The following is a 25,079-nucleotide window of genomic DNA, read 5'->3' on the forward strand; positions in this document are numbered from 1 at the left end:
AGTAGCCGGGACGAGGGGCGCCGCGTATAGATACGGGCCGCGAGCGAGCCTCGGGAGCCAGGGACGCATGGATACGAAGAAGCTGGGACTGGTGGCCCTCGTGGCCGGTGTGGCGGTGATGGTGGTTCCGTGGCTCTTGCCTACGGGACCGAGCGCGGGCCTGGACGCGGCGAAGTTCCTCGAGTCCGGCAGCTTCGCGGTGGGCGCCGCGGTGGTGTTCGCCGGCGGCCTGCTCACGGCGATGACGCCCTGTGTCTATCCGCTCATCCCCATCACCGTGTCCGTGTTCGGCGCGCGCAAGACGGAGGGCCGCGGTCGCGCGCTCATCCTCACGTCCGCGTACATCGTCGGCATGGGCGTGGTGTTCAGCGCGCTGGGCATCCTGGCGGCGAAGACGGGCCAGGCCTTCGGCGCGATGCTGGGCAGCCCGTGGGTGGTGATGGGGCTGGCGGCGTTCCTGCTCCTGCTGGCGACCTCGATGTTCGGCGCGTTCGAGCTGGCGCTGCCGTCGTCGCTCCAGACGAAGCTCAACTCGGTGGGCGGCGCGGGCGTGGCGGGCGCGTTCCTCATGGGCAGTGTGTCGGGCTTCCTGGCCGCGCCGTGCACGGGGCCGGTGCTCACCGGCCTGCTGGCCTTCGTGGCGAAGTCCGCCAACACCACGCTGGGCGCGGCGCTCCTCTTCGTCTACGCGCTGGGCATCGGCGTGCCGTTCTTTCTCATCGGCGTCTTCACCGTGCGCCTGCCCCGCAGCGGCGTGTGGATGGAGTGGGTGAAGAGCGTGCTGGGCATCGTGCTCGTGGCGCTCGCGTTCTCCTACGTGAAGGACGCGATGCCGTGGGCGCGCGACGCGGTGAAGGCGCTGGGCTCTCAGGTGGGCCGGATGCCGGGGGCGCTCATCGCGGCGGTGCTCGCCACCGTGGGCGTGCTCCTGGGCGCGGTGCACCGCTCATTCAAGGAGGGCGCACGCGAGTTCGCGTGGAAGGCGGCGGGCGTGCTGCTCGTGGTGGGCGCGCTGGTGCTGCGCGGCGGCGCGCTGGATGCGAGCCCGTCCGGAGCGCTGTGGGTCCGCATGGGCTGGGCCGAGGCTCCGCGCGCGCCGATGTTCGCCTGGCACCACGTCATGCCTGAGAAGAAGGCCACGTTCTCCGTCCAGGACTTCGAGCAGGTGCTCGCGCAGGCGAAGGCGGATGGGCGCCCGGTGCTCATCGACTTCTTCGCGGACTGGTGCGCGGCCTGCAAGGAACTGGACCGCGAGACGTACCCGTCCACCCAGGTCATCACCGAGGCCGAGTCAGGGCGCTTCCTCACCATCAAGATTGACGCGACCCAGAGCGAGGACTCGCTCGACGCGCTGATGGAGCGGCTGGGCGTGGAGGGCCTGCCCACCGTGGCGTTCGTGTCCGCGGACGGCACGGTGTTGGAGAAGCCCCGCGTCACCGGCTTCCTGGAGCCGGCGCCGTTCGTGGCAGAGATGAAGAAGGTGCTGCGCTGACCGCGCGGCTCAGTCCCAGTTCCCACCCAGCCGTCCGCGGCTGGTGAGGACCCGGTCGATCATCAGCTCGTGCAGGTCATAGAGCGGCCGCGCCACCTCTTCGCCTTCGAGGTGGCCGATGGCGCCCGCCATGGCCTCCAGCGTGGACATGCCGTCGGGATGCGGGGGACGGCGCAGGCGGCGCGAGTCCGGAGGCGGCGGAGGCAGTCGGAGCCCCGGCAAGCGGCGCAGCTCGGGCAGGCGCTGGGCCATGCGCCGCGCCTGGCCCCAACTCCCATCCAGCACGACGAGGCGCTGGGGCGGAGGCGCGCCGGGCTCGGGCGGCTGCGCGTCTGGAAAGAGCAGCCACGTGTCGGGCGCTTCCAACTGCGAGGCATCGAAGGGCTTCCCCGGCGCGCCGTACGGAATGATGCGGCAGCGGGGCAGGGCGAGCGCCGCCATGCGCGCGGTGTTGCTCGACTTCTCCGCCTCCTTGTTGTGGCGGATGATGAGCAGCTCCGTGCGCGTGACGACGCGGGGCACGTGCTCACACAGGCACAAGGCGGTGGGCAGATAGCAACGCGGGCAGCGCCCGGCGAGGTCCTCCGGGGTACGCGACCTCATTTCCCCTGGCGGTACCGTTCGATGAGGGCGCGGGCCTCGCGCAGTTTCTCCTCGACGAAGCGATCATCCTCGTCGGGTTCGTACTCGGCGTCCGGCGCGTCCAGATGGAAGAGGGCGGAGAGGCTGCCAGGGGCGACCTCGAGCCACTCGGCGGTGCGTGACAGGGCGGCCTGCCGACGTCCGGCGAAGGTCTCCGGGCCCTCCTCGGGACCGCAGCGACAGATGCGCGCCGAGTCCCCTGACACGTCCACGTAGAGGCCCAGCACCTCCGCGTCGACCTCGGCCGCCAGCGCGCACGTGGCCTCGCTGACGTACGCGGCCAGGGCCTGCGCCGCTGAGCGCTCCGTCAACGAGCGCACCAGGTACACCTGCCACCCCGCCTCCGTCAGCGCGCCCGCCTCCGTCAGCGGCGCCAGCTCCGCGGGCGGTGCCTGGATGCGAGACAGCAGCCGGCGCACGGGCACCTCCAGCCGCTCCAGCCGAGCGCTCGACGCGGGGCAGAAGAAGACCACGCGGTACTCACGGCTGTTGGCGGCGGTTTCCATGGGCATACGGCGGTGCGGGGAGGATAGGGCAAAGGGGGGAGTTTTCCAGGGGATTACGGCGCGGTCGCCGGGGCCGGTGACGTCGAGGGCTCGCGCGACCCGGCGGCAACCCACACGCCCGCGGCCAGCACGAGGGCGCCGCCCGCCACGCCCCAGGGCGTGAGCGCCTCCTGGAAGAACGCCCAGCCGATGAGGGCCGCGGTGAGGGGCTCCAGGTATGTCAGCGCGCCGGCCGCGGCGGTGGGCACGCGGCGCAGTCCCGCGTTGAACAGGAGGTTGCCGCCCAGGCCGCACATCAGGCCTCCGGCCAGCACGCACGCGACATTCACGTCCAGCGCCGGAGGGAGCGCGCCGCGCCCGAAGCAGAGCAGCAGTGTCACCATGGACAGGGGCGCGTGCAACGACGTGACGGCCAAGGGAGACCACGCGCGCGCGGCCTCCTTGCCTCCCAGGATGATGACTCCGTAGAAGAGCGCGCTTCCCGCGCCCAGGGCCGCCGTCGTCGCGGAGAAGCCGCCCCCGGGACGCAGGATGAGCAGCCCGAGTCCCAGCAGTGTCGCGGGCCCCGCGACCACCGCGCGGACCGAGCGCGGCTCGCGCAGCACCCACGGGGCGGCGAGTGCCACGAGCAGCGGCGCCAGATAGTGAGACAGCACGGCCACGGCCACGGGCCCGCGCTGGACGGCCGCGAAGAAGAGGGCCGCGTTGCCTGCGTCCGCCAGGCCCACCGCCGCGAGCGCCAGCGTGGCGCGTCGGTCTCGCAGGGGCTCGCGCCGCAGGAGGAAGGGGGCGGGCAGCGACATGGCGAACAGCGCGAGGAGCGCGATCTGCTCGCCGCTGAGGCTCGTGGAATGGAGGAACAGCGGCCAGCACCCCCAGAGGATGGCGCCGGACGCGACCGTGGCGAAGGACCGCATTGCGAGGACTCCCTGCGTGGATGGGGGCGCGACCCGTGCGGCCCCGGACCCGGGCGCGCAGCCTGGACCAGCGTGCGTCCGTTGTGAAGACCACCCCGAGCGGCCGGGCAATTCCAAGGAGGCAGCGCCGGGCAGTTCGGACGAGGCAGCGCCGGGCAGTTCGGAGGAGGCAGCGCCGGGCAGTTCGGAGGAGGCAGCGCCGGGCAGTTCGGAGGAGGCACGGCTGTCAACGTCGACGACAGCCACCGTCAACCCATGTGTCGCTCCATGGGCGCGTTTGAGGGCAAGTGCTCGGAACGTCTCGGGACCGTCGGGTGGCACGCGCGCTGCTTTGTCGCCGCGCGAGACACCCACCCGAGGACCTTCGATGAACCTCCTTCCCCATCTGAACGCGTCGCTGTCTGAGATTGGCGTGGCGCTGCGCCGCCCCGAGGCCTTCACCCTGCGCTGGAGAGACCGCGCCCGCGCCGCCGCCGAGGCGCCCTCGCCGCTTGTCTTTCCCGTGCTGGTGGCGACCGCCATCGTGGGCGTGTCGCTCTACGGGATGGTGATGCGGCTGCACGAAGGGTGGGGCGGCATGTTGCTGGGGGCGGTGAAGGCGCCTGTGGCCGCGGGGCTCGCGTGGACGGTGGCTCTGCCGGCGCTCTACATCCTCAACTCGGCGCTGGGCTCGCGGCTGGATGCCTCCACCACGCTGTTGGCGGCGCTGGCGACGGTGAGCTTCGGCTCGTTGGCGCTGCTGGCGAGCGTGCCCATCACCTGGTTCTTCGGGCTGGCGCTCCCGTTTCCCTGGGCGCGCGTGGGGGCCAACCTCGTCGTCTTCTCGGGCGTGGGCCTGTGCATGGTGGACGTCTTCCTGAGGACCCTGAAGGCGCTCGAACCCGAGCGGGGCGCCCTCTTCGCCACCGTCTGGGTGGGCCTCGTCGGCGTCATCGGCGCGGAGCTGATGGCCCTCTTCTCCCTCTTCCACTTCGACGCGTGAGCCGCGTCCTCCGGAGCCTCGTCATGGACACCCTGAATCCTGTCGCGCCGTCGTCGCCCCTTCCTCTAATCACTGTCCCCTCGGCGTCGAACTCCGAGGCGCGTGAGCTGGACTCGGGCCTCCCCATCCCGGGCATCCTGGACCTGGTGCTGCGCCGCGAGCAGCGCTTCAACCAGGTGCTGCGCGAGGAGTCCGCGCTGCCCGAGCTGCTGCCTCGCATGCTGGGCCTGTCGGTGTTGGGGCTCGCCACGCACGGCGCAGTGCTGGGGCTGGGCGCGCGCTTCCTGCCACCCGAGTTCGTCCCCGCGTGGTTTCAATCCGGCGTGCCGCTCGCGTGGCTGCCGGTGGCCTTCACGGGGGCCTTCCTCGGTGCCCTCTGCGTGTGCCTGCCGTCGTTCTACTTCTACACGCAGCTGGCGGGACTGGACGCGTCCTTCCGCTTGGTGACGGCGCAGGCGCTGCGCGGACAGACCACCGCGTCGGTGCTGCTGTTGGGCGCGCTGCCATTCTATGCCGCGTGGGTGCTCGGCTCGGTGCTGGGGCTGCCGTTCGCGCCTGACTGGGTGATGGGGATGGGCGTGGTGCTGCCCTTCTTCGTGGGCCTGTGGGGCGTGGCCGCTGTCTATCGCGGCTTCGTGCATCTGGCCGGGCACCTGCCCGTGACGCATCAGCGGCGCGCGGGCTTCCTGCGGCGGCTCGTCCTGGCCTGGGGCGCGGTCTACACGGCGGTGGCGCCGGTGGCGCTCTGGCGGCTGGGCGAGGCGTTCGGGAAGTGGTCGTGAAAAGGAGGCCGTCATGGGCATCATCGAGACGGGTGTCATCTACTTCCTGCTGGGCGGCGTGGTTGCGGTGGCGCTGGTGTTGCGCGAGGAGGGCCGAGGCGCGAGCCGCCGCGTGGCTACCTTCGTGACGGGCGTGTTCTTCTGGCCGGTGTTCGCGCCCTTCCTGCTGGCGCCACCCCGCGCCTCGGTGTCTCGCGGGCTGGTTGAGGGGCTTGTCGCGAGCACGGCGAAGGCGCGATTGCTGAGCGCGCTGCAACGGGTGGAGGGGCTCGCGGCGGATGTGCTCCGGCCCGAGATGGCGCGGCTGCGTGCGCTGGTGGAGGCCGTGGGGCGCATGGAGGCACGCGCGGCGGAGATGGCCGCGCTCCTGGCCACGCCTGAGTTCGACAAGGGCGCCGCCACGGCCCAACTGGAGGCGCTGGGGCGTCGCGGCTTGAGCGCCGAGGACCCTCGGGTGCAGAGCGTGCAGGCGAGGCTGCGGGACATGGAGCGCCTGCGGGCCATGCACGAGCGCTCCAGCGCGGACCTGGAGCGCGTGGTGCTCCAGTTGGAGGAGATGGGCGCCCGGCTGCAGCTCTTGCGCTTCGCGGGCAGGCCGGACGCCGAGCTGGTGGAGCTGCTGCAATCGGTGGCGGGCTCGGTGGAGGAAGTCACCGAGGGGCTCCTGGAGGCGGGATGAGCCGCGGGGCACGGGAGTCTGACAGACTGCCGCGCATGGGGCCTCTCTTCGCCTACAGCCTCGTGCCGGTGCTCTCCGTGGCGTTGCTCCTCGGGTTCACCGCCGTGCTCCGGGGCCGCAACGCGCGCGGCCTGGCCTTCTTCTGCCTGGCCACCGCGCTGTGGAGCGCGGACTTGTTGCTGCTGTGCATCCCCCGGATGGTGTGGCTGGGGGAGCGCTTCGCCGCCGTCGGGGCCTTCATCGCCGCGGGCTACCTGCACGCCGCCTACGACGTCACCCGCCAGCGCTCCTATCGGCTGCTCACGCTGGCCTATGCCGTGGCGTTCGTCATCACCGCGCTGGGCGCCTTCGCCCCCGAGGCGCTCTATGGGCCGCTGGCCATGCGACGCGGGCCGCTGTTCTGGCCGAGCATGGCGCTGGCCGTCGCCGCCGCGACCGTCCCCTTGGTTCACCTGGGCCGCGCGTACGGCGCCGAGTCGCCCGAGCGCCGCAAGCTCCTCATCAGCCTCGGCCTCGCGGGCGTGCTCGCGTACGCGGGGGGAATCGGCACCGCGCTGCTCTTGTCATCGGGCCGGGCGGTGCCGCAGGGCATGTACCTGGTGCTCGCCTCGCTGCTCGTGCTGGCGCGGGTGATTGGCGCGCATCAGCCCGCGTCGGATCGGCGGCTCCTGGAGCGCAGCCTCGTGTACTCGGCGCTCGCCTCCGTGCTGTCCGCCGGTTTCCTCTTCGGGGTGCTGACGTTGCTCGCGGGCTCGGGCGAGCCGTTCCTGGCCGAGTTCCGGCTGGGCGCCTTCTTCCTCCTGGTCCTCGCGGCGCTGGCCTTCGAGCCCGTGCGCCAGGGCTTCCAGGAGTGGCTGGGGCGCAGGCTCCTCAAGGGCCGCGCTGGCGCCACCGAGCTGGTCGAGGCCCTGACCGTGCAGGAAGCTCGGGCCGAACAGGCGGCGCGGCTGGCCGAGCTGGGCCAGTTCACCTCCGCCGTGGCACACGAGGTCCGCAATCCCCTGGGCGTGCTGGCCGCGCACCTGAAGCTCCTGGAGCGCCAGGGCGTGGACGCGGAGTCCCTCGGCGCCATGCGCGAGCAGATCTCCCGCGCCAGTCACTTCGTGGACGAGCTGTTGCGCTACGGCCGCCCGCGCCCGCTGGAGCCGCGTCGCGTGGATGTGGCCGCCACCGTGGCGCTGGCGTACTCCACCGCGCGCCAGGGATTGGGCCCGCTGGCGCCCGAGGTCGAGTTCACGCCTCCGGTGGGTGAGGGGCTGGAGCTGGAGGCGGACCAGGCGCAGCTCCACCAGGTGTTTGTCATTCTTCTGGAGAATGCCTTGCTCGCGTTGGGAGATGTCGCATCCGCGCGGTTGCGGGTGAGATGTGAGCCCAGGGACGAGCACCTCCATGTCTGGGTGGAGGACAACGGCCCCGGTATCCCACCCGAGCTGCTGCCTCGGCTCTTCCAGCCCTTCGTCACCGGGCGCAAGCGTGAGGGGCCCCGCCCCGGGACGGGCCTGGGATTGGCCATCGCGCGAGGCATCGTCGAGCGGCACGGTGGCAGCGTGCGCGCTGGCCCGTCGGAAGCCTGGGGCGGCGCCTGCTTCGGGGTGATCCTCCCATTCACCCCGCCGCTCCCTGTGTCCGTCGCGGCGTCGTGAACTGAACCTGACCTGCGAGGATGTCTGTGTTTTCGCGGTTGGGGGTGAAGCCAGAGCGCAGTCTTCCAGTCTGTGTGTCACATGTCAGGGCAATCCCTGACGTCAGGGGTTCGGTAATGAAAGGATTTCGGCGGATGGCGTTTTGAGGGGAGAGGGAGGGCCTCCCGATGCCAGATACCCCCGAACAGGCCTCCGAGGAGTTCGCGGCTTTCGCCATCCGTTATCAACCTGTGTTGTTGCCCATCGCACGAACCCTCAGCGGGGGCCGCGCGAGTGATTGCGATGACCTGGTCCAGGACGTCCTGCTGCGCGTGCTCCTTCGCTGGGATCGCCTGAAGACCTGGGCCGAGCCGGCGCGGCGCGCGTGGATGGTGCGCGTGCTGCGCAATTGTTTCCTCGACCGCTGCCGCCGCCAGGGCGCGGAGTCCGAGCGCATCATCGACCTGACCAACGTGCACCAGCTCTTCGTGGATCCAGAGGCCGGAGAGTTCGAGCTGTGGGAGTTCATCACCGAGGACGAGCTGCGCGAGGCCGTCTCGGAGCTCCAGGACAACCAGCGCAAGGCGTTCGAGCTGCGCTGCCAGGGCCTGCGTCACGCGGAGATTGGCCGCCGGCTGGGCGCGCCGGTGGGCACCGTGGGCACGTGGCTGTTCCATGCGCGCCAGGGCCTGCGCGAGAAGCTGCGCGAGAGAGCGGAGGCCCGCCGCCAGCAGAGGAAGCGATGAGCCCCGCGTGCGCGCGCCTGCGCTCCTTCCTGGATGGACTCCTGGATGCGCGGGCGCAGCGCCACTTCCTCAGGCACCTTGGGAGCTGTGAGGCGTGTGGGCGCCGGCTTCTGGAGATGCTCCAATTGGAAGTGCTGGCGCGGCTGGCCCTGGATGACGTCGCGGCCCGCGAACGCGCGGTGGCGGCGCGGCGGGTCCGTGACGACACGCCTCGACCGGGACGCGCGGGAGTGGATGCCGCGCGGAAGGACTTGGACGCGGCGGTGCGCCGGCGGGGCACGCGACGAGGTGGGCCACGGTGTGCTTCGGAGATACATGTCCGGGGTGGCGCCCCTTCTGGCGCGGCGCGCCGCGAGCCTGGGGGGCCGCCGGAGTGGGTCCGAACCGCTCTTCGAGGGGAGTCGCTGGACGCGCTGCGAGCAGGCGAGCCCGGGCGCAGGAGGCCGCGAGGCGGACCGGTTAAGGCGCCGTCATGCCTGTGATTCCCGTGCATGTCCTCTGAGGGCCCAAGGATTCAGGGGCCGCGCGTTAGGAGGGGGCTGAGGGAGGGCGCGGGCTCGAATGCGGGTGCATCTCAATGCGACGGCGGCGGAGGCCCATGTGGCCTACAGTGCCGGCGTGACCCACGACGGTGGCTTCGAGCAGTTCGCGCGCGAACTCCGGCCTGTCCTGCTGTCCCTGGCGAAGCGTTTGTGTGGCCAGGGCGGTATCGACCCGGAGGACCTGGTCCAGGAGACGTTGGAGCGCGCCTTGCGGCACTTCGGCACGCTCAAGGTCCTGCCCGAGCCGGTGTGTCGCGCGTGGTTGTGCCGCGCGCTCAACAACCGGTTCCTCGACCTCTGTCGCCGTCGGCGCACGGAGGTGATGGAGGAGCCGAAGCTGCGGCTGTTGCGCACCGACACGGTGAGCCCGGACGACGTCTCGGGCGAGGTGTGGGAGCACATCAGCGAGAACGACTTTCGTGCGGCCATCTCCCGGTTGCCGAACCCTCGCGTTCGCGAGGCCTATGAGCTGCACGTCGCCGGAAAGCGCTATCGCGCCATCGCGCAGCAGATGGGGGTGCCGGAGGGCACCGTGGGGAGCTGGCTCTTCCAGGCCCGCAAGGAACTGCGGGACCTGTTGTTGCCACTGACCGGCGGCGATGGAGGCGGGGAACCGAGATGAGTGCCCAGTGTCAGCGGCTGTATCTCTTCGTGGACGGGGAGCTGGGGTCGGTGGATGAGGAGACCTTCCGTCACCACCTCGCGCATTGTGAGGAGTGCGCCTCCGGACTCCATGACGCCATGCAGTTGGAGGTGCTCGGCATGCACGCGCTGCGGGATGTTCCCGTCGAGCGCGCGCAGCCCGCCGAGCCCCCTCCGGTCGTGGTCCCCCTGACGCGCCCCACGCGCGCTCCGAAGTGGTCGCCCGCGGCGGGCTGGCGGCTGGGGGCGGGGTTGGCGCTGGCGGCGGGGCTCGCGGCGGTCGTCGTGATGACGCGAGGGCCCCGCGACGTCCCGGCGGAGGTGTGGCTGGCGGATGCGTCCACGCGCACGTTGGAGGCGCGCGTGGCCTACGGCGCGGCGGATCATCACCATCCCTATGTGCCCATGCGTGGGGAGCGCAGCCCCGAGGCCGCGCGCGCGCCGCTGCCCCTGCGCAAGCTGGCGGACCTCCAGGACCGAGGAGACCTGCACGGCATCGCGGCGGCGTATCTGGTGCGCAAGGACCTGCGGCAGGCGGCGGACTTCCTCCAGCGCTCGCCTCCGTCGCTGGACCGAGACTGCGACCGCGCCGTGATTGCGATGGAGCAGGGCGAGTTCGACGAGGCGCTGGCGCTGCTGGACGGAGTGCTGCGGCAGCGGCCCGGGCATCCGCAAAGTCTGTGGAACCGGGCGCTGGTGCTGCGCGAGCTGGGGCTGACGCTCCAGGCCGCCGAGGCCTTTGACGCGGTGGCGAAGCAAGGCGAGCCGGGCTGGGCGGAGGAGGCGGCGGTGCGAGCCCGCGCCTTGCGACAAGGCACCCTGCGGCGCGCCCGCGCCTTCGAGGAAGCCTACGCGTCGACGCGCGGACTGATGACGGACGCGGGAGCCCCCCTCCCTTTTGAGGAAGCCCGGCGCCAGCCGGGCATCGCTCGACTCAACTTCTACGACGCCGTGCGCGCCGCGCCCACCCGGGACGCGGCGCTTCGTTTATTGCCCCTGGCGGAGGCACTGGACGGCGTGCAGGGCGGAGCGGTGCTGCGCGAGTACGTGCAGCGCGTGGCGGCCCGAGACTTCCAGACGCGCGGCCCCCTCGCGCGCGAGTACGCCCAGCTCGTGCTGGGCTCGCACCCCGCGAAGGATGTCTTCGTGGAGGCCCTCCGGCGCTCGGGCGAGGACGACTTGTACCTGGGCGCGCTCGTCTACGCGGGGCGCGTGGGGACGCACCTGGGGGACTTCACGCGCATTGCCCAGGCGTCGCGAGACCCGTGGCTCCAGCTCCTCTCCGAGCGAGAGCTGGCGGGGCAGGAGAGCCAGGCCTCGCAGTGGTGGAAGGCCGAGTCTCGCCTGCTGGCCGCGCTGAAGGACTGCCGGGGCGCGGGGCTGGCCTATCGCTGCCTTACGTTGAAGAAGCGGCTGGTGGACCTGTACGTGGCGCTGCACCGCCCCGCGGACGCGTACGAGCAGGCTTCGAGCGGATGGCGCTGGGCGAAGGACCTGGGGGAGTGGAACCTGGAGCAGCAGTTCCTCGAGGAGCTCTCCATCGTCGCGCGCTATCGCCATAGCACCGCCAGCGCGCGCGCCTTCTTGCAGGAGTCGCTGGCGCGAATGCCCGACGATTGCGAGCAGCGCTCCTTCGTGCACCGCAACCTCGCGCAGTTGGCATGGCTGGATTTGCGTCCGGAGGAGGCCCGAGGTGAGTTGGAGCAGGCCGCGCGCTGTGGCCAGGCGTTGGGCGTGCCGGGCGCGCTGGTGCTGGCGGACCTCGCTCGGCTGGGGCGCGGTCCCGAGGACGCGCGGTGGTTGGAGCGGACGCTCGTGATGGCGCGCGAGGGGCGGCCCTCTCCGGGTGAGCAGTCGCTCTTGAGCCTCATCGAGGGACAGTTCGAACTGGAGCGTGAGCCGCCGCTGGGGCGACGGCTCTTGCACAGCGCCATCTCGCAGGCGGAGCTGCTGCCGGATGACACGGACGCGCGCAAGGCGCGGCGTGGTGCGTACGGCGCCTTGGTGGCGGACGCCGGGAGGGCGAGCGCGCACGGAGAGGTGCTGGCGTTGATGGGCGCGGCGCTTCGCGTGGACGTGCCCGAGCGCTGCGTGCTGGCCGTCATGGTGCAGTCCGAGCGAACGGTGGTGGCCGCGCGCGGCGCGAATGGCCAGTGGTTGGGGCACTCCGATGCGGGGCGCACGGTGCCGCTCGGGCAGGATGCGTCGGGGCTCGTGCCCGCGTCGATCCAGGACGCGCTGCGGGGGTGTCCCTGGGTGGAGGTGCTGGCGCTGCCGCCGGTGCAGGGGCTCGCGGGGTTGCTGCCCGTGGACTTCGCGTGGGGGTATCGGGTGAGTGGGGCGGGGGCTCGCTCTCCCGCGCCGTCCGGGGCGCATCTGGTGGTGACGGGCGTGGAGGCGCCTGCGTCGCTGGGCCTGCCAAAGCTCTCGCCGCTGGAGTCACCCGGGGGCGAGGACCCTCGCCGCATCGAGCTGCGCGGCGCGCAGGCCACGCCCTCTCGCGTGCTGTCCGAGATGCAGTCCGCGGAGGAGGTGGAGATCCACGCGCATGGCCTCTTCAGTCCGGAGTTGTCGGACGCCTCGCTCGTGGTGCTCTCGCCGGAGGATGACGGGCGCTACGCGCTCACGGCCGCGGATGTCCGAGCCCGAAAGCTGAGCGGCGCGCCGCTGGTCTTGCTCGCCGCATGTGGCGCGGCGCGCGCGTGGCCCTTTCCTCACGAGTCCTTCAGTCTCCCCGTGGCGTTCATGGACGCGGGGGCGCGCGCGGTGCTGGCCTCGACGGAACCCGTGCCGGATTCGGCCGGGCGCTTCTTCGAGTCCGTGCGCGAGCGCATTCGTTTGGGCGCGCATCCCGCCATCGTGTTGCGTGACGAGCGGCAGCGGTGGCTCGCGGCGGATCCGACCGCGACATGGGTCTCCCACGTCCTACTGTTCGAATAACGCCAAGAAATCGAACCCACGGCGTTCTTTTCGCCAGAAGGCCACGCATGGAGCCCGGCATGGGGTCGGCTCGCGGCGGCCAATCCGGGGGGAATCACATGGCGATCGATTCGAAGGGTTCGGGGAGCGGCGGGCAGAACATGGTGGATCCGAAGGACGTCCCTCCCGAGAAGAATCCGGGGCTTGTGGCGACGTCGCCCACGTCGACCGGCAAGGCGCGCTCGCACGGCGCCTCCACGCCCGCGTCCGGCGCGTAATCGCCGCGCCGCTCGGTTCTTCCGCCCCTCCGTGAGGCCTCGAGAGGGGCGGCCTGGTGCTCAGCCACGACGTGAAGCCCCGGCGTGCGCGCAGCACGTCTCCGCGCGCTCCGTCGTGCCTGCCCCCGAGACATCCGTGAGACACGCGCCGGTTCCCCGAGACATGTCGTTTGGAGCGACACCGGGAGCCACGGGCCCGGGGTGAGCCGTCTGCGCGTGCGAATGGGCCGCGTCCGGTCCGCGCGCTCCTCTGAGTAGCGCCAGTGTGTTCTTGAGTTTCTGTTTTGATTTGAATGTATCGAATTGATGACTTTGCTTGGAGTTGTGCTCGGCGTGTCTCTCGAAATCCCTGTGCTCCGTGCGCGTGTTTATCGCCAGGAACCCAAGGAAATATCCGGTGCGCGTTTAATTCAGTGAAGGGCGGAGCGGCGTCGGTTGGGGGGCTTGTCACCGGATCCAGCAGTGGGGGGATGTGATGTACGGCCATGACGCGTTGAGCCACGGGGTCGTTGGGATGTGGGCACCGGGTTCTCAGGATGCGCGCGGGCGGGACGGTGAGCAGGGGTGGGAGGCCCGGGGGGGCGGGGGGCAGGCGATGAGGTGCCAGCTTTGGGATGAGCCTTCCATCGGGGGGATGGAAGTCGAGGTGGAGGAGGTCGAGGTGCTTTCCCCAGAGGACGACCTGGAGTGCCGGATCGCCAGTTACTGAAGCACTTGGCGCGCGAGGTCGCTTCCTCCGCTCCAGCGGGTGCGCCATCGGGGGATGGCCGCTGTCGCCGTCGTCGGGCCGCACGGATGTCCGTGCGGGAGGCGTCGGGCTCGGATGGAGGGGGAACGAGCCCAATGGGCGGGGCTGGAGTCAGAGGGCCGTAGGGGAACAGGGCAGGTTGCGCCCCAGGTCCTCCGCTCCTGGAGTCACCAAGGACTCTGGGAGCGGGGGAACTCGGTTTGATTGCAGCTAGGGTGAGGCTCCATCCTGACAAGGAGTCCCCCGATGCAGCGTTGGAAGGTCGCGGCCCTGCCGCTGGTGTTGTGGGGCGCCGCGTGCGCCACCGCGCCAGTCCGGTCCGTGGAGCCGGCCCCGGTGACACCCGTGCTGGCGTCCTGGTCCGAGCAACTCGCCGTGCGCGAGTCGTGGCTGGAGAAGCGGCACGCGCTCGTGTTGAACATGATGCGCCGCCACGGCGTGGGCATGTGGATCATCGTCAACGAGGAGTTCCACGAGGATCCGCTCACGGCCCACATCGCGCCGCCGCTGCCCTTCGCGGGCAACCGAGACATCTTCGTCTTCGTCGACGCGGGCGATGAGGGGCTCAAGCGCGTGGCGCTGTCGGGCTACGGAGAGGAGGCGCTGGCGCGCTTCTTCGAGCTGCCTCCAGAAGACACCACGCCACAGGCCCAGCTTCAGGCGTTGGACGCGCGCTATCACCCGCGCGCCATCGCGCTGGGCACGGGCGGCAAGCGCGGCGTCACCCGCAGCCTCACGCGTGACAGCTATCAATTCCTGGTGGACGCGCTGGGCGCGCAGGCCGAGTCCCGCTTCGTGAGCGCCGAGCCGCTCATCGAGGAGTACCTGGACACGCGCCTGCCCGAGGAGTGGGAGACGTACCGGGGCATGGTGGCGCTCACCGAGTCGCTCACGCGCCGCGCGCTCTCCAACGAGGTGGTGGTGCCGGGCAAGACGACGGTGGGCGAGGTGCGCCGCTGGCTCTATGACGCCCTGTGGGCCGCGAACGTGCGCACGTGGTTCCAGCCGGACGTGCGCGTGCAGCGCCGGGGGCAGGAGAAGAGCACGGCGCGAGGCTTCCTGGCCGTGGCTCGCGAGGACGTCGTCATCCAGCGCGGCGACCTCTTGCACGTGGACTTCGGCATCACCCACATGGGCCTGAACACGGACTGGCAGAAGATGGCCTACGTCCTGCGCGAGGGCGAGACGGAGGTCCCCGCCGGCCTGGAGAAGGCGTTGGCGAACACGCACGCGCTCCAGGACGCGCTGATGCTCAAGGAGTCGCGGCCGGAGCGCTCCTCCGCCGACGTGTACACCGCGACCATGGAGGACATGCGCCAGCAAGGCATCACGGCGATGGTCTACAGCCATCCGCTCGGCAACCAGGGCCACGCGCTGGGCGCGGCCATCGACTTCCGCTCGGCCGCGCGGAAGGAGTCACCCAAGGTGCTGCGCAAGGGCTCGTACATCGCCGTCGAGCTGAACACCGCCACCGCGGTGCCCGAGTGGGACGGGCAGACGGTGTATGTGATGGAGGAGGATCCGGCCTACCTCACGGACGAGGGCTTCAAGTTCTTCGTGCCCCGGCAGGAGGCCTTCTACCTGATCCGCTAGAAGCCCACGCCCGCGCTCACGTCGAGCGCCCACCCGCGGCCACCCGGCGCGCGCTGCCCCTCGGGTCCATCGAGGTTGAAGCGCGCGCCGGCTCGGACGAAGCCTCCGCCCAGACTCAGTCTCAGGAAGGGCTCGATGGAGAACTGCGCCTCGCGGTCGCGCGTGCCCAGGTCTCCGAGCGCCTCGCGCGGAGAGGACACCCACCAGGCGCGCACCCCGGGCTCGATGAAGAACAGGCCCAAGGTGGCCTCCGCGCCGGTCTGCAGCACGAAGCGCGAGCCACCCGCGTCGCGTGACACGGGCAGGAGGATGCCGAGCGCGGCGTCCGCCTCCAGGCGCAGCCCGGGCAAGTCCAGTCCCACCGCCACGGGCACCACCAACGAAGTGGTGTCGAGCGCCCAGAGCCATGGATCCGTCCGGCCTCGGACCGCGGACGCGGTGGTGTAGTTGGCGTCCTCGGAGATGGCCGGCACTTGCCGGTCCTCGCGGCCGCGGTCATGGAACGCCAGGGGCAGGGCCACCGCGATGCCCACGCGCAAGAAGGCGAGGTCGGCGGCCGTGAACGCGGTGTTCAGGCCGGCGAGCAGGTTGGAGGGCCCCATCGACTTCCAGCGCGGCTCCCCCGGAGGTGTCAGCGACGTGTACGGCAGGCCCCAGTCGAGTCGAAGCTGGCTCTGCTCCCCCACGCGAAACCCCGCGCTGAGGGTGGGTGACACGTGGCGCGTCGAGACGTCGCGCAGCCGTGACGACGAGGAGAACAAGACGCTGGTCGCGATGAAGTTGTCGGGCTCTCGCGCACCCGCCGGGCCCCCGGGAAGGGCGAGCGCCACGAGGGCGACCCGCCCCGCCAGGTGGCGAGGCGAGAGGTGGAAGGGAAGGCGCATGACGGGTCCCACCGGCAGCCCGTCCGGCTCACGGGGCCACCGCGTGGAACACCGCGCCCCAACCCGGCTGTCACCGGCGCACGGCGAGATGTCGTTTCTCCCCGTGCTCCGGTGCCCTCACCGAGCCCTGCTCAGTTGAGGCAGCTCTTCGCGCAATACGGAGCGGAGCCCGCCCCGGTGTTCGGGTCGTACACGCCGGGGCAGCACCTGAACCCCGAGGAACACGCCGAGCCGCCGGCGTCGCACCGGGGCAGGCAGGAGTGGAACACACAGGTCGCGCTGGAGTTCGAGCAGTACAGCCCGGTGGCGATGTCGCAGTACTCCACGCCCTGCTCGGTCTGCCCGAGTTGGGGGGCTTCCTCCGACGGCGTCACGGGGCCACCACAGCCCGTCAGGGCGGCGGCCAGGATGATCGCGAGAGCTCCAAGACGACGTGCGCTGCGCTGGTGCATGGTGCCTCCAGGGAAAGTGCTGCGCCCGGAAGCTAGCGGCAGACCCTGACAGTCCATGCTTTCAGCCATCATCGGGAAAGCTCTCGTCACGGCCACTTGCGTCCTTCCAGCCGAGGCCGAAGCGCGCGAGGTACTTCCTCAGCCGGTCCGCGTCGTTGACGCTCTTCTTCTGGGCCCGTGAGCGCGCGAAGAGCAGCCGCCCCGCATCCGAGAGCGAGCGCGCCGAGCGGCACACGCCGAGCACGTCCTCGAGCTGAACGCGATCGAACCGGTCCAGCTCCGCCGCGAGCGAGGCGCCCAGCACCTCGCTCACCCGGTCCGAGCCCGAGCCCATGGCGACCGGGGTGCTGGGCTGCCACTTCGCGCGCAGGCGCTCCAATTCTTCCTCGACCACGTCCCGGGTGATGCGACCGCCCGAGGCGAGCGTGGCCATGCGCAGCACGGCGGCGTTGAGGTCGCGGAAGTTGCCGGACCAGCGGCCTTCGGCAGACGTGGCGAAGCGGAGGAAGTGCGTCTGCGCTTCCTTGTTCATCGTCACCCGGGTGCCGAGCGCCTGGGAGGCCTGCTCCAGTTCGAACTGGAGGTTGGGCGGGATGTCCTCGGGGCGCTCGCGCAGCGCGGGCAGGCGGAACGTCCACAGGTTGATGCGGGCCAGCAGGTCCTCGCGGAAGCGCCCGCGCTCCACCTCGGCCTGGAGGTCGCGGTTGGTGCCGGCGATGAGCTGGAAGTCGCTCTCGGCCTCCTTGTCCGCGCCCACCGGAAGGAAGCGCTTGTCCTCCAGCGCGCGCAGAAGCATGGCCTGCTCGTCCGCGCCCAACTCGCCAATCTCGTCCAGGAAGAGCACGCCGCCGTGGGCCTGCTTCAAGAGGCCCGGCCGGTCCGCCAGCGCGCCCGTGAAGGCGCCCTTCACGTGGCCGAACAGCGCGGACATGGCGGCGTCGCCGCGCAGCGTGGCGCAGTTGAGGTCCACGAACGGACCGCTCACCTGTCTTCGCGTCTTCTTCAACGTGAAGACGCGCCGGGCGAGCTGCGACTTGCCCGCGCCCGTCGGGCCCGTGAGCAACATGGGCGCGCGCGACTGGAGCGCGACCTGCTCGATGCGCTCGATGAGGCGGTTGAAGGCGGTGTTGCGCGTGTCGATGCCGGCCTTGAGAAAGGCGAGCCCCTCGCGTTGCTCCTCGCGGAAGCGCGCGGCCAGGGCGTCATAGCGAGACAGGTCCAGGTCGATGAGCGTGTGCGTGCCCGGCCCGCTGCGGTCCCTCCCCGTGCCGGGGGTCATCTGGATGAGCTTGCCGGGGATGTGGCGGCTCTCCACCAGCAGGAACATGCAGATCTGCATGATGTGCGTGCCGGTGGTGATGTGGACGAGGTAGTCCTCTTCCTCGGGCTGGAAGGGATAGGTGCGCACGTAGTCGAGCAGCGCGCAGTAGGTCTCCTCCAGGTTCCACGGGTCGCGGATGTCGAGCGGCGTGGGACGCACCTGCGTCTCCGGTGACACCTGCTGGATGTCGGCCTGAACCGTGGCGCACAGCAGCCCGGCGCTCGGCGGATGCAGCAGCTCCAGGCGGTGCACCACCAGGTCATCCTGCTGGCACATCGCCACCGTGGGCCGCCACTTCGTCCAGCGGTGCGGTCCCTGGCCTGTGTCCAGGCTCGTCCCGAGCATCCCCAGCACGACCGTCCTGCGCCCCCGCGTCTTTTGAGCCATGGAGATAGGACTTTATCCCAAAGGATAGAGATGACGAGCCCCCACCCACGCTCTCCCTCGGGGGAGGAGTTGGCACGCCGGCTGCTCTAGGCCTCCCCCGTGACCGGGACGTAGCGCCCGGCGGACGACGAAAGGTGAAGGACATGAGCCGCGAGAACTTGGGTTACGAGGTGCTGTCGGACGAGGCGGGTCGCCCCATCAAGGCGTGGACGGTGGGGGTGCCGTTCGAGGACGAGGCGAAGCAGCAGCTGCGAAACCTCCGGGGTCTGCCGTTCATCCACAAGTGGGTCGCGGCGATGCCGGACGTGCACCGCGGTTACGGCGCCACGGTGGGCAGCGTGGTGCCGACGGTGGGCGCGGTGATTCCCGCGGCGGTGGGCGTGGACATCGGATGCGGGATGATCGCCGTGCGCACGACGCTGCGCGCGGAGCAACTCCCGGACTCGCTGAAGGCGGTGCGCTCGGCCATCGAGCGGACGGTGCCGCACGGCCGTACCGATAACGGCGGCCCCAATGACCGAGGGGCGTGGCGCGCGGCCCCCAAGGGCCACCAGGAGGCGTGGGCGAAGCTGGTGACGGGATACGACGCCATCGTCGCCAAGCACCCGCGCATCGGCCGAGGCCCGGAGCTGGGGCACCTGGGAACGCTGGGAACCGGGAACCATTTCATCGAGCTGTGTGTCGATGAGTCCGACGGCGTGTGGCTGATGTTGCACTCGGGGTCCCGCGGGGTGGGGAACCGCATCGGGAGCTACTTCATCGAGCGGGCGAAGGAGGACATGCGCCGCTGGTTCGTGAACCTCCCGGACGCGGACCTCGCGTACCTGCCCGAGGGAACGACGCTCTTTGACGACTACGTGTTCGCGGTGGGGTGGGCGCAGGACTTCGCGGCGATGAACCGCGAGCTCATGCTGCGCTCCGCGGTGGAGGCGCTGCAGCGCTGCAACGAGCTGCCGCCGTTCGAGCTGTCCGAGTCGGCGGTGAACTGCCACCACAACTACATCTCCCGTGAGCACCACTTCGGGAAGAACTGCTTCGTGACGCGAAAGGGCGCGGTGCGGGCGCGTGCCGGGGACCTGGGAATCATCCCCGGAAGCATGGGAGCGCGTTCGTACATCGTCCGCGGGAAGGGGAACGCGGACGCCTTCGAGTCGTGCAGCCACGGCGCGGGCCGAGCGATGTCGCGCGAGGCGGCGAAGAAGCGCTTCACGCTGGATGACCACGCGAAGGCGACGGCGGGGGTGGAGTGCCGCAAGGACGTGGATGTGATTGACGAGACGCCCGGTGCCTACAAGTCCATCGACGCGGTGATGGCGGCGCAGGCGGACCTGGTGGAAGTGGTCCACACCCTCAAGCAGGTCGTGTGCGTGAAGGGGTAGTCCCACCCTTCTTGTGCACGCCCCCCACGCGGAGGGTTCCATGCCGGGATGACCATGCCGAGGCGCCCGCTCCCTCCGAGACCGCAAGGTCGCCAGGTTGGGGGAGCGGGCGCCGCTATTTCAGGAGAGGGCTTGCACCCGCGTGAGGGGCGGCGGAGGAATACAGGACATGCTGACGATTGATGGTTCCAAGGGCGAGGGGGGCGGGCAGGTGCTGCGCACGGCGCTGGCGCTGGCGCTGGTGACGCGGACGCCGCTCCGCATGGTGAACATCCGCGCCGGGCGCGAGAAGCCGGGCCTCCTGCGCCAGCACCTCACCGCGGTGAAGGCCGCGGAGGCGGTGGGCGCGGCGGAGGTCTCCGGCGCGGAGCTGGGCTCGCGAGAGCTGACGTTCGAGCCGCGCGCGCTGGCGGCGGGCAACTACCACTTCGCGGTGGGCTCGGCGGGCAGCGCCACGCTGGTGCTCCAGACCGTGTTGCCCGCGCTCCTCCTGGCGGAGGGCCCTTCGTCGCTGCGGCTGGAGGGGGGGACGCACAACCCGGCGGCGCCGCCGTTCGACTTCCTGGCCAAGGCCTTCCTGCCGCTCGTCCAGCGAATGGGGCCGCGCGTGGAGGCGACGCTGGAGCGCCCGGGCTTCTTCCCCGCGGGAGGCGGTCGCTTCCGCGTGGACGTGCACCCCGCGAAGCTCCAACCCCTGGACCTGCCGGAGCGCGGGCGGGTGGTGCGTCGCGCGGCGGTGGCCACGGTGTCGGGCATCCCCTACGACGTCGCGCGCCGCGAGCTGGACACCGTGGGGGACATCCTCAAGCTGCGCCCGGACGAACTGCACCCGGACGAACTCAAGCGCGGCATCGGGCCGGGCAACGTGCTGCGCGTGGAGGTGGAGTGCGAGCACGTCACCGAGGTCTTCACCGCGTTCGGCTCGCGCGGCCGGGCCGCCGAGCACGTGGCCGAGGAGGTCGCGCGCGAGGCGAAGCAGTACCTCGACGCGGAGGTGCCCGTGGGCGAGCACCTGTGTGATCAGCTCCTGCTCCTGCTCGCGCTCGCCCGAGGCGGCAGCTTCCGCACGTTGCCGCTGGATGGCCACGCGCGGACGCAGATCGACACGATGGCGCACTTCCTCGACGTGAAGGTGTCCACGCGCGAGGTCAGCCGCGGGGTCCACGAAGTGGAAGTGCGCGGGTAGGGGCGCTACTCCAGCGTGAGCGACGAGCCGCCGCTCAGGTTGGAGCTCAGCACCTGGGGGCTTCCGGAGACGTACACCGCCACGGCTCCGGAGCCGGTGACGCCCAGCGTGCCCCAGACGTGCATGCGGACATGGGCGCTGCCGCTGGCGGTCAGCGTGGCGTCCCGCGCCGCCAGCTCCCGCGCCTGGAGCCGGGTGGCGCCCGACAGGCTCCCCTGGAACCGTGCCGCGGTGCCTTGGATGCAAGCGTCCACGTCACCGCTCAGGTCGAGCAGGAGGTTGTCCACCGCGAGGCCCGCGGCCTTCACCGCGCCTCCGCCGCTGGCCTCCAACTCGAACGTGCGGCCGGTGACGTCCCCGCTGAGGTCCACGGCGCCCGTCCCCGAGCGCGAGAGCGCCTGGAGCACGGGCACGCGCACCTGGACGCGGAGCGGATGGCTGGACGTCCAGTTGCCAGGGAAGGAGACGCGCAGGGTCCGGTGGTCCTCCACCCGGGTGCGCACGCGCGCGACGAGGTTCTCATCTCCCAGGACGCGCACCTCGATGGGCTGCTCCGGGGCCACCACGACCATGGCCTCGATGTCGTCCTCCACGGCCAGCGCCAGGAAGGCCCCCGGCTCACGCGTCTCCTCGGTCCACGTGCCGTTTCCTTGGATGCCGACGCCCTCGCCGCACCCCGCGAGGAGTACCCAGAGGAGGGCCAAGCCCACCTGCGTCCCGTGCCGTCTGTTGTCCATGGGGTGTCCTTTGTTTTCGCGCGATCGCGCCGTTTCTGGGGCGGGAACACCCGAGCTTCTGGCAAGTGTCACTGCCCTCTGGGGTGAGGCGCGGCGCCAGGATGCCCCGCGGGGCGGTGGTTGCTATGAAGCGGGGCGTGTCCGACGTCACCGATTCCACACCCGCCGACCTCGACGCCGCGCTCGCCCGGGCCAGCGCGGAGCTTCAGTTCCCCAGCTACTACCAGGCCTGTGTGCGCCCGCTGTTGCGCAACCCCGAGGGGCACTGGCCGCGATGCTGTGGCGGTGGATGTGAGCCGTGCGCCCAGACGCTCATCCAGGTGGCCCTGCGCACGCTGGAGCTGATGGGCACGCCCCGTCAGGCGCCCCTCCCGGATTGAACCTCGGCACCGAGCCCCGCATGAGCCCGTCCGCGCACTCCCTGTTGCTCGTCGATGATGACTCCGCCTTCCGCAAGGTCTACGGCGGCTTGTTGCGCCAGTCGGGCTACGAGGTGGTGGAGGCCGCGGACCGTGCCGCGGCTCGGGCGGCCTTCGAGTCCCGCGCCTTTCCCCTGGTGCTCCTGGACCTGATGCTCCCGCCCGACGGCAGCGTGTCGTCCGGGCTGGAGCAATTGGGGGCGCTGCTGGGCGCGCGGCCCGGCTGCAAGGTCATCGTCGTCTCGGGCGTGGGGGACACGCGGCACTCGCTGGAGGCCATCCGACTGGGGGCCTACGACTTTCTCACCAAGCCCGTGGATCCGGACGTGCTGCTCGTGGTCGTGCAGCGGGCCCTGGCGCGCGTGACGCTGGAGCGGCAGGTGGAGAGCCTGCGCTCGTCGCTGGCGCACGTGGGTGCGCAGACGGCCATGGTGGGGCAGAGCGCCCCCTTCCTCGCGGCCGTGTCGCTGGCGGAGCGGGTGGCGGCGAGCGACCTGCCCGTGCTCGTCACGGGCGAGAACGGCACGGGCAAGGAATTGCTCGCGCGCACGGTGCACCAGCGGAGCCGGCGCCACGCGGGCCCGTTCGTACCCGTCAACTGCGGGGCGCTGGCGGAGACGCTGCTGGAGAGCGCGCTGTTCGGTCACGTGAAGGGGAGCTTCACGGGCGCCACGCGCGACCACCGGGGCCTCTTCATGGAGGCGGACGGCGGCACGCTCTTCCTGGACGAGATTGGCGACATGACGCCCGCGCTCCAGGTCAAGGTGCTGCGCGCGCTGGAGACAGGGGACTTCCTCCCGGTGGGGGCGGACGCGCCGGTCCACGTGGACGTGCGGCTCATCTCCGCGACGAACAAGGACCTGGCGCGCATGCAGCAGGAGGGCTCGTTCCGCGAGGACCTCTTCTGGCGCATCAAGGGCGTGGAGGTCCGCCTGCCCGCGCTGCGCGAGCGCGCCTTGGACGTGCCCGTGCTGGCCAAGCACTTCCTGAACCAGTGCGCGCACCTGTGCCCGGATGGCCGCGCGAGGCTGTTGTCGGACGGCGCCGCGGAGGCGCTCGGCGCGCACGCGTGGCCGGGAAATCTGCGCGAGCTGCGCCACGAGATGCAGCGCGCCACCGTGCTCGCGGGGGAGCGCCGGGAGATCCAACCCGAGGACCTCTCCTTCACCGGCGCCGAGCGCGCCCGCCCCGCGCCGCCGGGGGGCAGCACGCTCGCGCAGAAGGTGGAGGCGCTGGAGCGGCGCGAAATCGAGGAGGCGCTCCGTCGCTTCCAGCACAACCGCACGCACACCGCCGAGGCGCTGGGGCTGTCTCGCCAGGGACTCCTGAAGAAGCTGGAGCGCCTGGGCCTCACCTGAGCGCGCTCGCGGCTCAGAACAGGCGCGTGCCCAGGCCCACGCGGGCGTTGAAGCCCAGGCGCGTGTGGCCCAGGCCGCTGCGCGCCTGGAACGTCTCCACGCCCAGCTGGCCCGCGGCGAGCAGCGACAGGTTGTCGCCCAGGTACAGCTCCACGCCGCCGCCGCCCAGCGCCTGGAAGCGCCGCTTCGCCTCGTGGCCCAGCCCGAAGTCGAACGGCAGATCCACCAGCCCCAGCAGGGCCGCCGTCTCGCCCATGCGCCAACTCGCCACCATCCCTGGCGACACCCGCATCAGCACGCCGGAGAAGTTGTCCGAGTCCAGGTACGTGGCCCCTGAGTTGAGCACCACGCCCACGCCCAGCACGGGCGCCAGCCGCAGCGCCCCGCGCTCCAGCACCTCCTTGCGCGCCGCCAGCTCCAGCGTGGCCGCGACCTTGAACCAGTCGAAGCGGGCCCGCGCCTCCATCTCCAGGCCGCCAATGCCCTGACGAAACCCCGCGCCCACCTCGGGCGCGCCCATGTAGCCGTACAGCGCGGTGGCGCCCGCCGGCAGCGTGGCCGGGCCCACCACCGAGCCCAGCGGATCATCCGCGGTCCGGCTCGGCTCCGCGCCCTCGGCGGCGGACACGGTGGGCACCAGCAACACGCACAGACACAACGCGAGGCGATTCATGCGCGCACCCTACCTTGGGGGCTGCATGACCGGAACCCGACGCTTCCTCCGACTTGAGTGCCCCTTGCGTCTCTGTCAGGCTTCGCTCGAAGAATTAGAAATCCATGTCTGCCAGTTCTCACCGCGCCTCGCATCCAGACGTGCCGCCTGCCTCCTCGGCGCCGGAGTCCTCCGCGCGCGAGGCCCCGGGGTGGGTGCTGCGGGTGGGGAGCGCGAGCGCGGGGACCTCGGAGCTGGCGTCGGCGCTCGTCGCGGCGGGCTTCGCGACCGTGGAGGTCGAGGGACTGCGCGACGCGCTCGTCCTGCTGCTGGGCGAGGGGCCGTTGCCGGGCTTCGTGGTGGTGGACACGGAGCTGGTGGACGGAGACGGCTTCAGCTTGTGCGGTCAGCTGCGCGCGGAGGCCCGCACGGCGCACGTGCCGGTGCTGCTCCTGGCGCGGCGCGAGGAGGAGTTCCACCGCGACCTGGCCGGCGGAGTGGGCGCGGACGACTACCTGGCCGAGCCACTCGTGGCGGACGTCGTGGCGCTCGCGCGGCTGCGCGCGGGACACCGCAGCGCGGACGCGGCCTGCACGTCGGACACGTCGCTCCTTCCGCTGACCCACGTGGCGCGAGCGCTCCTGGCGGGCGTGCGCTCCGGGCGCGTGGCGCTGACGGACGGGGATGGCTGGTTCGCGTTCCGACACGGCCTCCTCGTGGACGCGGCCTTCCATGGCGAGCGCGGCAGTCAGGCCTTCCGCCGGCTCCTGTGCTTCGGCGCGGGGGCGTACGCGGTGGTGTTCGGCCCGGAGCTGCACAAGGGCTCGTTCACCATGGACCGCGCCTTCCTGTGCGAGCAGGTGCTGCCGGGGCTGGCGCGCTTCGATGTGCTCCGGGCCCGAGGGCTGCCCCTGGCCGCGCGGCTCACGGTGGACTTCGCGCGGCTCGCGCGGCACCTGCCCACGCTGCCCGAGGACGTGGGCGAGGTGGTGCGCCTGTTCGACGGGCGGCGCACGCTGCGCGCCATGCTGCTCGACTGCCGCTTCCCCGAGGCCGTGGCGTACGAGGCGGCCACCCGCCTGTTCATGCTGGGCGTGCTGGTGCCCGCGTGCTTCGTGGAGGAGCGCGAGCGCGTGCTCCCGGGCGCCGAGGCGCCTCGCCTCTTCGAGCCCGAGTCCCCCGAGCCCGCCGGTTCGTGAAGGTTTGACTCGGCG

At 71.3% G+C, this 25,079-nt stretch carries 23 protein-coding genes; 15 read left to right on the forward strand and 8 right to left on the reverse strand.

What is annotated here, in order from left to right:
* Window positions 1-67 precede the first annotated feature (67 nt).
* Complete coding sequence (locus tag KRR26_RS18190; RefSeq protein WP_217080408.1) at window positions 68-1,492, forward strand: protein-disulfide reductase DsbD family protein; 1,425 nt, start codon at window positions 68-70, stop codon at window positions 1,490-1,492.
* A gap of 9 nt (window positions 1,493-1,501) precedes the next feature.
* Here the strand turns inward: KRR26_RS18190 and KRR26_RS18195 are convergent, their stop codons facing one another.
* From KRR26_RS18195 to KRR26_RS18205, 3 genes are read right to left on the reverse strand one after another with little or no spacing between them, the layout of a single operon-like run.
* Window positions 1,502-2,095 carry a tRNA-uridine aminocarboxypropyltransferase gene (locus tag KRR26_RS18195; RefSeq protein WP_217080409.1) on the reverse strand — a complete coding sequence of 198 codons (594 nt, stop codon included), beginning with the start codon at window positions 2,093-2,095 and terminating at the stop codon, window positions 1,502-1,504.
* Window positions 2,092-2,640: a hypothetical protein gene (locus tag KRR26_RS18200; RefSeq protein ID WP_120208645.1), complete on the reverse strand. Its 549-nt coding sequence runs from the start codon at window positions 2,638-2,640 to the stop codon at window positions 2,092-2,094. Before KRR26_RS18200 ends, KRR26_RS18195 begins: the two co-directional genes overlap by 4 nt.
* Window positions 2,641-2,693: 53 nt before the next feature.
* Window positions 2,694-3,557: a DMT family transporter gene (locus KRR26_RS18205; RefSeq protein ID WP_120208453.1), complete on the reverse strand. Its 864-nt coding sequence runs from the start codon at window positions 3,555-3,557 to the stop codon at window positions 2,694-2,696.
* Between the two features lie 367 nt (window positions 3,558-3,924).
* Here KRR26_RS18205 and KRR26_RS18210 point away from each other — a divergent pair, with 367 nt between their 5' ends.
* From KRR26_RS18210 to KRR26_RS18250, 9 genes are all read left to right on the forward strand, one after another.
* Window positions 3,925-4,539 carry a hypothetical protein gene (locus KRR26_RS18210; protein WP_120208458.1) on the forward strand — a complete coding sequence of 205 codons (615 nt, stop codon included), beginning with the start codon at window positions 3,925-3,927 and terminating at the stop codon, window positions 4,537-4,539.
* A 23-nt stretch (window positions 4,540-4,562) separates the two neighbouring features.
* The gene (locus tag KRR26_RS18215) at window positions 4,563-5,321 is read left to right on the forward strand and encodes a hypothetical protein (protein WP_120208460.1); all 759 of its coding nucleotides are present in this window, start codon (window positions 4,563-4,565) and stop codon (window positions 5,319-5,321) included.
* 13 nt (window positions 5,322-5,334) lie between these two features.
* Window positions 5,335-6,000: a hypothetical protein gene (locus tag KRR26_RS18220; RefSeq protein WP_217080410.1), complete on the forward strand. Its 666-nt coding sequence runs from the start codon at window positions 5,335-5,337 to the stop codon at window positions 5,998-6,000.
* 35 nt (window positions 6,001-6,035) lie between these two features.
* Window positions 6,036-7,643 carry a sensor histidine kinase gene (locus KRR26_RS18225; RefSeq protein ID WP_217080411.1) on the forward strand — a complete coding sequence of 536 codons (1,608 nt, stop codon included), beginning with the start codon at window positions 6,036-6,038 and terminating at the stop codon, window positions 7,641-7,643.
* A 167-nt stretch (window positions 7,644-7,810) separates the two neighbouring features.
* Window positions 7,811-8,368 carry an RNA polymerase sigma factor gene (locus KRR26_RS18230; protein WP_120208465.1) on the forward strand — a complete coding sequence of 186 codons (558 nt, stop codon included), beginning with the start codon at window positions 7,811-7,813 and terminating at the stop codon, window positions 8,366-8,368.
* Between the two features lie 561 nt (window positions 8,369-8,929).
* Window positions 8,930-9,532 carry an RNA polymerase sigma factor gene (locus KRR26_RS18235; protein ID WP_120208467.1) on the forward strand — a complete coding sequence of 201 codons (603 nt, stop codon included), beginning with the start codon at window positions 8,930-8,932 and terminating at the stop codon, window positions 9,530-9,532.
* Window positions 9,529-12,492 (forward strand): CHAT domain-containing protein, encoded by a 2,964-nt coding sequence (locus tag KRR26_RS18240; protein ID WP_217080412.1) that lies wholly within the window; start codon window positions 9,529-9,531, stop codon window positions 12,490-12,492. Before KRR26_RS18235 ends, KRR26_RS18240 begins: the two co-directional genes overlap by 4 nt.
* A 98-nt stretch (window positions 12,493-12,590) precedes the next feature.
* Complete coding sequence (locus KRR26_RS18245; protein WP_158611533.1) at window positions 12,591-12,749, forward strand: hypothetical protein; 159 nt, start codon at window positions 12,591-12,593, stop codon at window positions 12,747-12,749.
* 994 nt (window positions 12,750-13,743) lie between these two features.
* Window positions 13,744-15,090, forward strand: a complete 1,347-nt coding sequence (locus KRR26_RS18250; RefSeq protein ID WP_120208472.1) for a M24 family metallopeptidase — start codon at window positions 13,744-13,746, stop codon at window positions 15,088-15,090.
* Here the strand turns inward: KRR26_RS18250 and KRR26_RS18255 are convergent.
* The 3 genes from KRR26_RS18255 to rtcR all read right to left on the reverse strand — a co-directional run bounded on the left by KRR26_RS18255 (window position 15,087) and on the right by rtcR (window position 18,134).
* Window positions 15,087-15,974 carry a hypothetical protein gene (locus tag KRR26_RS18255; RefSeq protein WP_217080413.1) on the reverse strand — a complete coding sequence of 296 codons (888 nt, stop codon included), beginning with the start codon at window positions 15,972-15,974 and terminating at the stop codon, window positions 15,087-15,089. The two genes, KRR26_RS18250 and KRR26_RS18255, sit on opposite strands and share 4 nt — an antisense overlap.
* A 131-nt stretch (window positions 15,975-16,105) precedes the next feature.
* The gene (locus KRR26_RS18260) at window positions 16,106-16,426 is read right to left on the reverse strand and encodes a hypothetical protein (protein ID WP_120208476.1); all 321 of its coding nucleotides are present in this window, start codon (window positions 16,424-16,426) and stop codon (window positions 16,106-16,108) included.
* A 61-nt stretch (window positions 16,427-16,487) separates the two neighbouring features.
* Entirely contained in the window at window positions 16,488-18,134 is a 1,647-nt protein-coding gene (rtcR, locus tag KRR26_RS18265; protein WP_217080414.1) for an RNA repair transcriptional activator RtcR, read from the reverse strand.
* 143 nt (window positions 18,135-18,277) lie between these two features.
* On the opposite strand from rtcR, the gene KRR26_RS18270 reads away from it, so the two are divergent.
* Together KRR26_RS18270 and rtcA are read left to right on the forward strand one after the other, a co-directional pair.
* Window positions 18,278-19,513, forward strand: coding sequence for an RtcB family protein (locus tag KRR26_RS18270; RefSeq protein ID WP_328707166.1), 1,236 nt, complete (start codon window positions 18,278-18,280; stop codon window positions 19,511-19,513).
* Window positions 19,514-19,682: 169 nt separating this feature from the next.
* Window positions 19,683-20,699, forward strand: coding sequence for an RNA 3'-terminal phosphate cyclase (gene rtcA / locus KRR26_RS18275; RefSeq protein WP_217080415.1), 1,017 nt, complete (start codon window positions 19,683-19,685; stop codon window positions 20,697-20,699).
* 5 nt (window positions 20,700-20,704) lie between these two features.
* Here rtcA and KRR26_RS18280 read toward each other — a convergent pair whose 3' ends face one another.
* The gene (locus tag KRR26_RS18280; protein ID WP_120208483.1) at window positions 20,705-21,436 is read right to left on the reverse strand and encodes a head GIN domain-containing protein; all 732 of its coding nucleotides are present in this window, start codon (window positions 21,434-21,436) and stop codon (window positions 20,705-20,707) included.
* Between the two features lie 137 nt (window positions 21,437-21,573).
* Here KRR26_RS18280 and KRR26_RS18285 point away from each other — a divergent pair, with 137 nt between their 5' ends.
* Both KRR26_RS18285 and KRR26_RS18290 read left to right on the forward strand, forming a co-directional pair.
* Complete coding sequence (locus KRR26_RS18285; RefSeq protein WP_120208646.1) at window positions 21,574-21,816, forward strand: hypothetical protein; 243 nt, start codon at window positions 21,574-21,576, stop codon at window positions 21,814-21,816.
* Window positions 21,817-21,836: 20 nt separating this feature from the next.
* A complete protein-coding gene (locus KRR26_RS18290) occupies window positions 21,837-23,213 on the forward strand; it encodes a sigma-54-dependent transcriptional regulator (RefSeq protein WP_120208648.1) in 1,377 nt (458 codons plus the stop codon).
* Between the two features lie 13 nt (window positions 23,214-23,226).
* On the opposite strand, the gene KRR26_RS18295 is transcribed toward KRR26_RS18290, so the two are convergent.
* A complete protein-coding gene (locus KRR26_RS18295; RefSeq protein WP_120208484.1) occupies window positions 23,227-23,886 on the reverse strand; it encodes a hypothetical protein in 660 nt (219 codons plus the stop codon).
* A gap of 104 nt (window positions 23,887-23,990) precedes the next feature.
* On the opposite strand from KRR26_RS18295, the gene KRR26_RS18300 reads away from it, so the two are divergent.
* Window positions 23,991-25,064 carry a response regulator gene (locus KRR26_RS18300; protein ID WP_120208486.1) on the forward strand — a complete coding sequence of 358 codons (1,074 nt, stop codon included), beginning with the start codon at window positions 23,991-23,993 and terminating at the stop codon, window positions 25,062-25,064.
* Window positions 25,065-25,079 lie beyond the last annotated feature (15 nt).

This window comes from Citreicoccus inhibens (assembly GCF_019039035.1).
In the GTDB taxonomy this organism is placed as follows: domain Bacteria; phylum Myxococcota; class Myxococcia; order Myxococcales; family Myxococcaceae; genus Citreicoccus; species Citreicoccus inhibens.

Coding starts and splice junctions, on each gene's coding strand:
- KRR26_RS18230 (WP_120208465.1), top strand. CDS start 7,811: ATGCCAGATACCCCCGAACAGGCCTCCGAGGAGTTCGCGGCTTTCGCC.
- KRR26_RS18210 (WP_120208458.1), top strand. CDS start 3,925: ATGAACCTCCTTCCCCATCTGAACGCGTCGCTGTCTGAGATTGGCGTG.
- KRR26_RS18300 (WP_120208486.1), top strand. CDS start 23,991: ATGTCTGCCAGTTCTCACCGCGCCTCGCATCCAGACGTGCCGCCTGCC.
- KRR26_RS18205 (WP_120208453.1), bottom strand. CDS start 3,557: ATGCGGTCCTTCGCCACGGTCGCGTCCGGCGCCATCCTCTGGGGGTGC.
- KRR26_RS18220 (WP_217080410.1), top strand. CDS start 5,335: ATGGGCATCATCGAGACGGGTGTCATCTACTTCCTGCTGGGCGGCGTG.
- KRR26_RS18245 (WP_158611533.1), top strand. CDS start 12,591: ATGGCGATCGATTCGAAGGGTTCGGGGAGCGGCGGGCAGAACATGGTG.
- KRR26_RS18235 (WP_120208467.1), top strand. CDS start 8,930: ATGCGGGTGCATCTCAATGCGACGGCGGCGGAGGCCCATGTGGCCTAC.
- KRR26_RS18250 (WP_120208472.1), top strand. CDS start 13,744: ATGCAGCGTTGGAAGGTCGCGGCCCTGCCGCTGGTGTTGTGGGGCGCC.
- KRR26_RS18190 (WP_217080408.1), top strand. CDS start 68: ATGGATACGAAGAAGCTGGGACTGGTGGCCCTCGTGGCCGGTGTGGCG.
- rtcA (WP_217080415.1), top strand. CDS start 19,683: ATGCTGACGATTGATGGTTCCAAGGGCGAGGGGGGCGGGCAGGTGCTG.
- KRR26_RS18270 (WP_328707166.1), top strand. CDS start 18,278: ATGAGCCGCGAGAACTTGGGTTACGAGGTGCTGTCGGACGAGGCGGGT.
- KRR26_RS18200 (WP_120208645.1), bottom strand. CDS start 2,640: ATGGAAACCGCCGCCAACAGCCGTGAGTACCGCGTGGTCTTCTTCTGC.
- KRR26_RS18225 (WP_217080411.1), top strand. CDS start 6,036: ATGGGGCCTCTCTTCGCCTACAGCCTCGTGCCGGTGCTCTCCGTGGCG.
- KRR26_RS18280 (WP_120208483.1), bottom strand. CDS start 21,436: ATGGACAACAGACGGCACGGGACGCAGGTGGGCTTGGCCCTCCTCTGG.
- rtcR (WP_217080414.1), bottom strand. CDS start 18,134: ATGGCTCAAAAGACGCGGGGGCGCAGGACGGTCGTGCTGGGGATGCTC.
- KRR26_RS18255 (WP_217080413.1), bottom strand. CDS start 15,974: ATGCGCCTTCCCTTCCACCTCTCGCCTCGCCACCTGGCGGGGCGGGTC.
- KRR26_RS18260 (WP_120208476.1), bottom strand. CDS start 16,426: ATGCACCAGCGCAGCGCACGTCGTCTTGGAGCTCTCGCGATCATCCTG.
- KRR26_RS18290 (WP_120208648.1), top strand. CDS start 21,837: ATGAGCCCGTCCGCGCACTCCCTGTTGCTCGTCGATGATGACTCCGCC.
- KRR26_RS18215 (WP_120208460.1), top strand. CDS start 4,563: ATGGACACCCTGAATCCTGTCGCGCCGTCGTCGCCCCTTCCTCTAATC.
- KRR26_RS18195 (WP_217080409.1), bottom strand. CDS start 2,095: ATGAGGTCGCGTACCCCGGAGGACCTCGCCGGGCGCTGCCCGCGTTGC.
- KRR26_RS18295 (WP_120208484.1), bottom strand. CDS start 23,886: ATGAATCGCCTCGCGTTGTGTCTGTGCGTGTTGCTGGTGCCCACCGTG.
- KRR26_RS18240 (WP_217080412.1), top strand. CDS start 9,529: ATGAGTGCCCAGTGTCAGCGGCTGTATCTCTTCGTGGACGGGGAGCTG.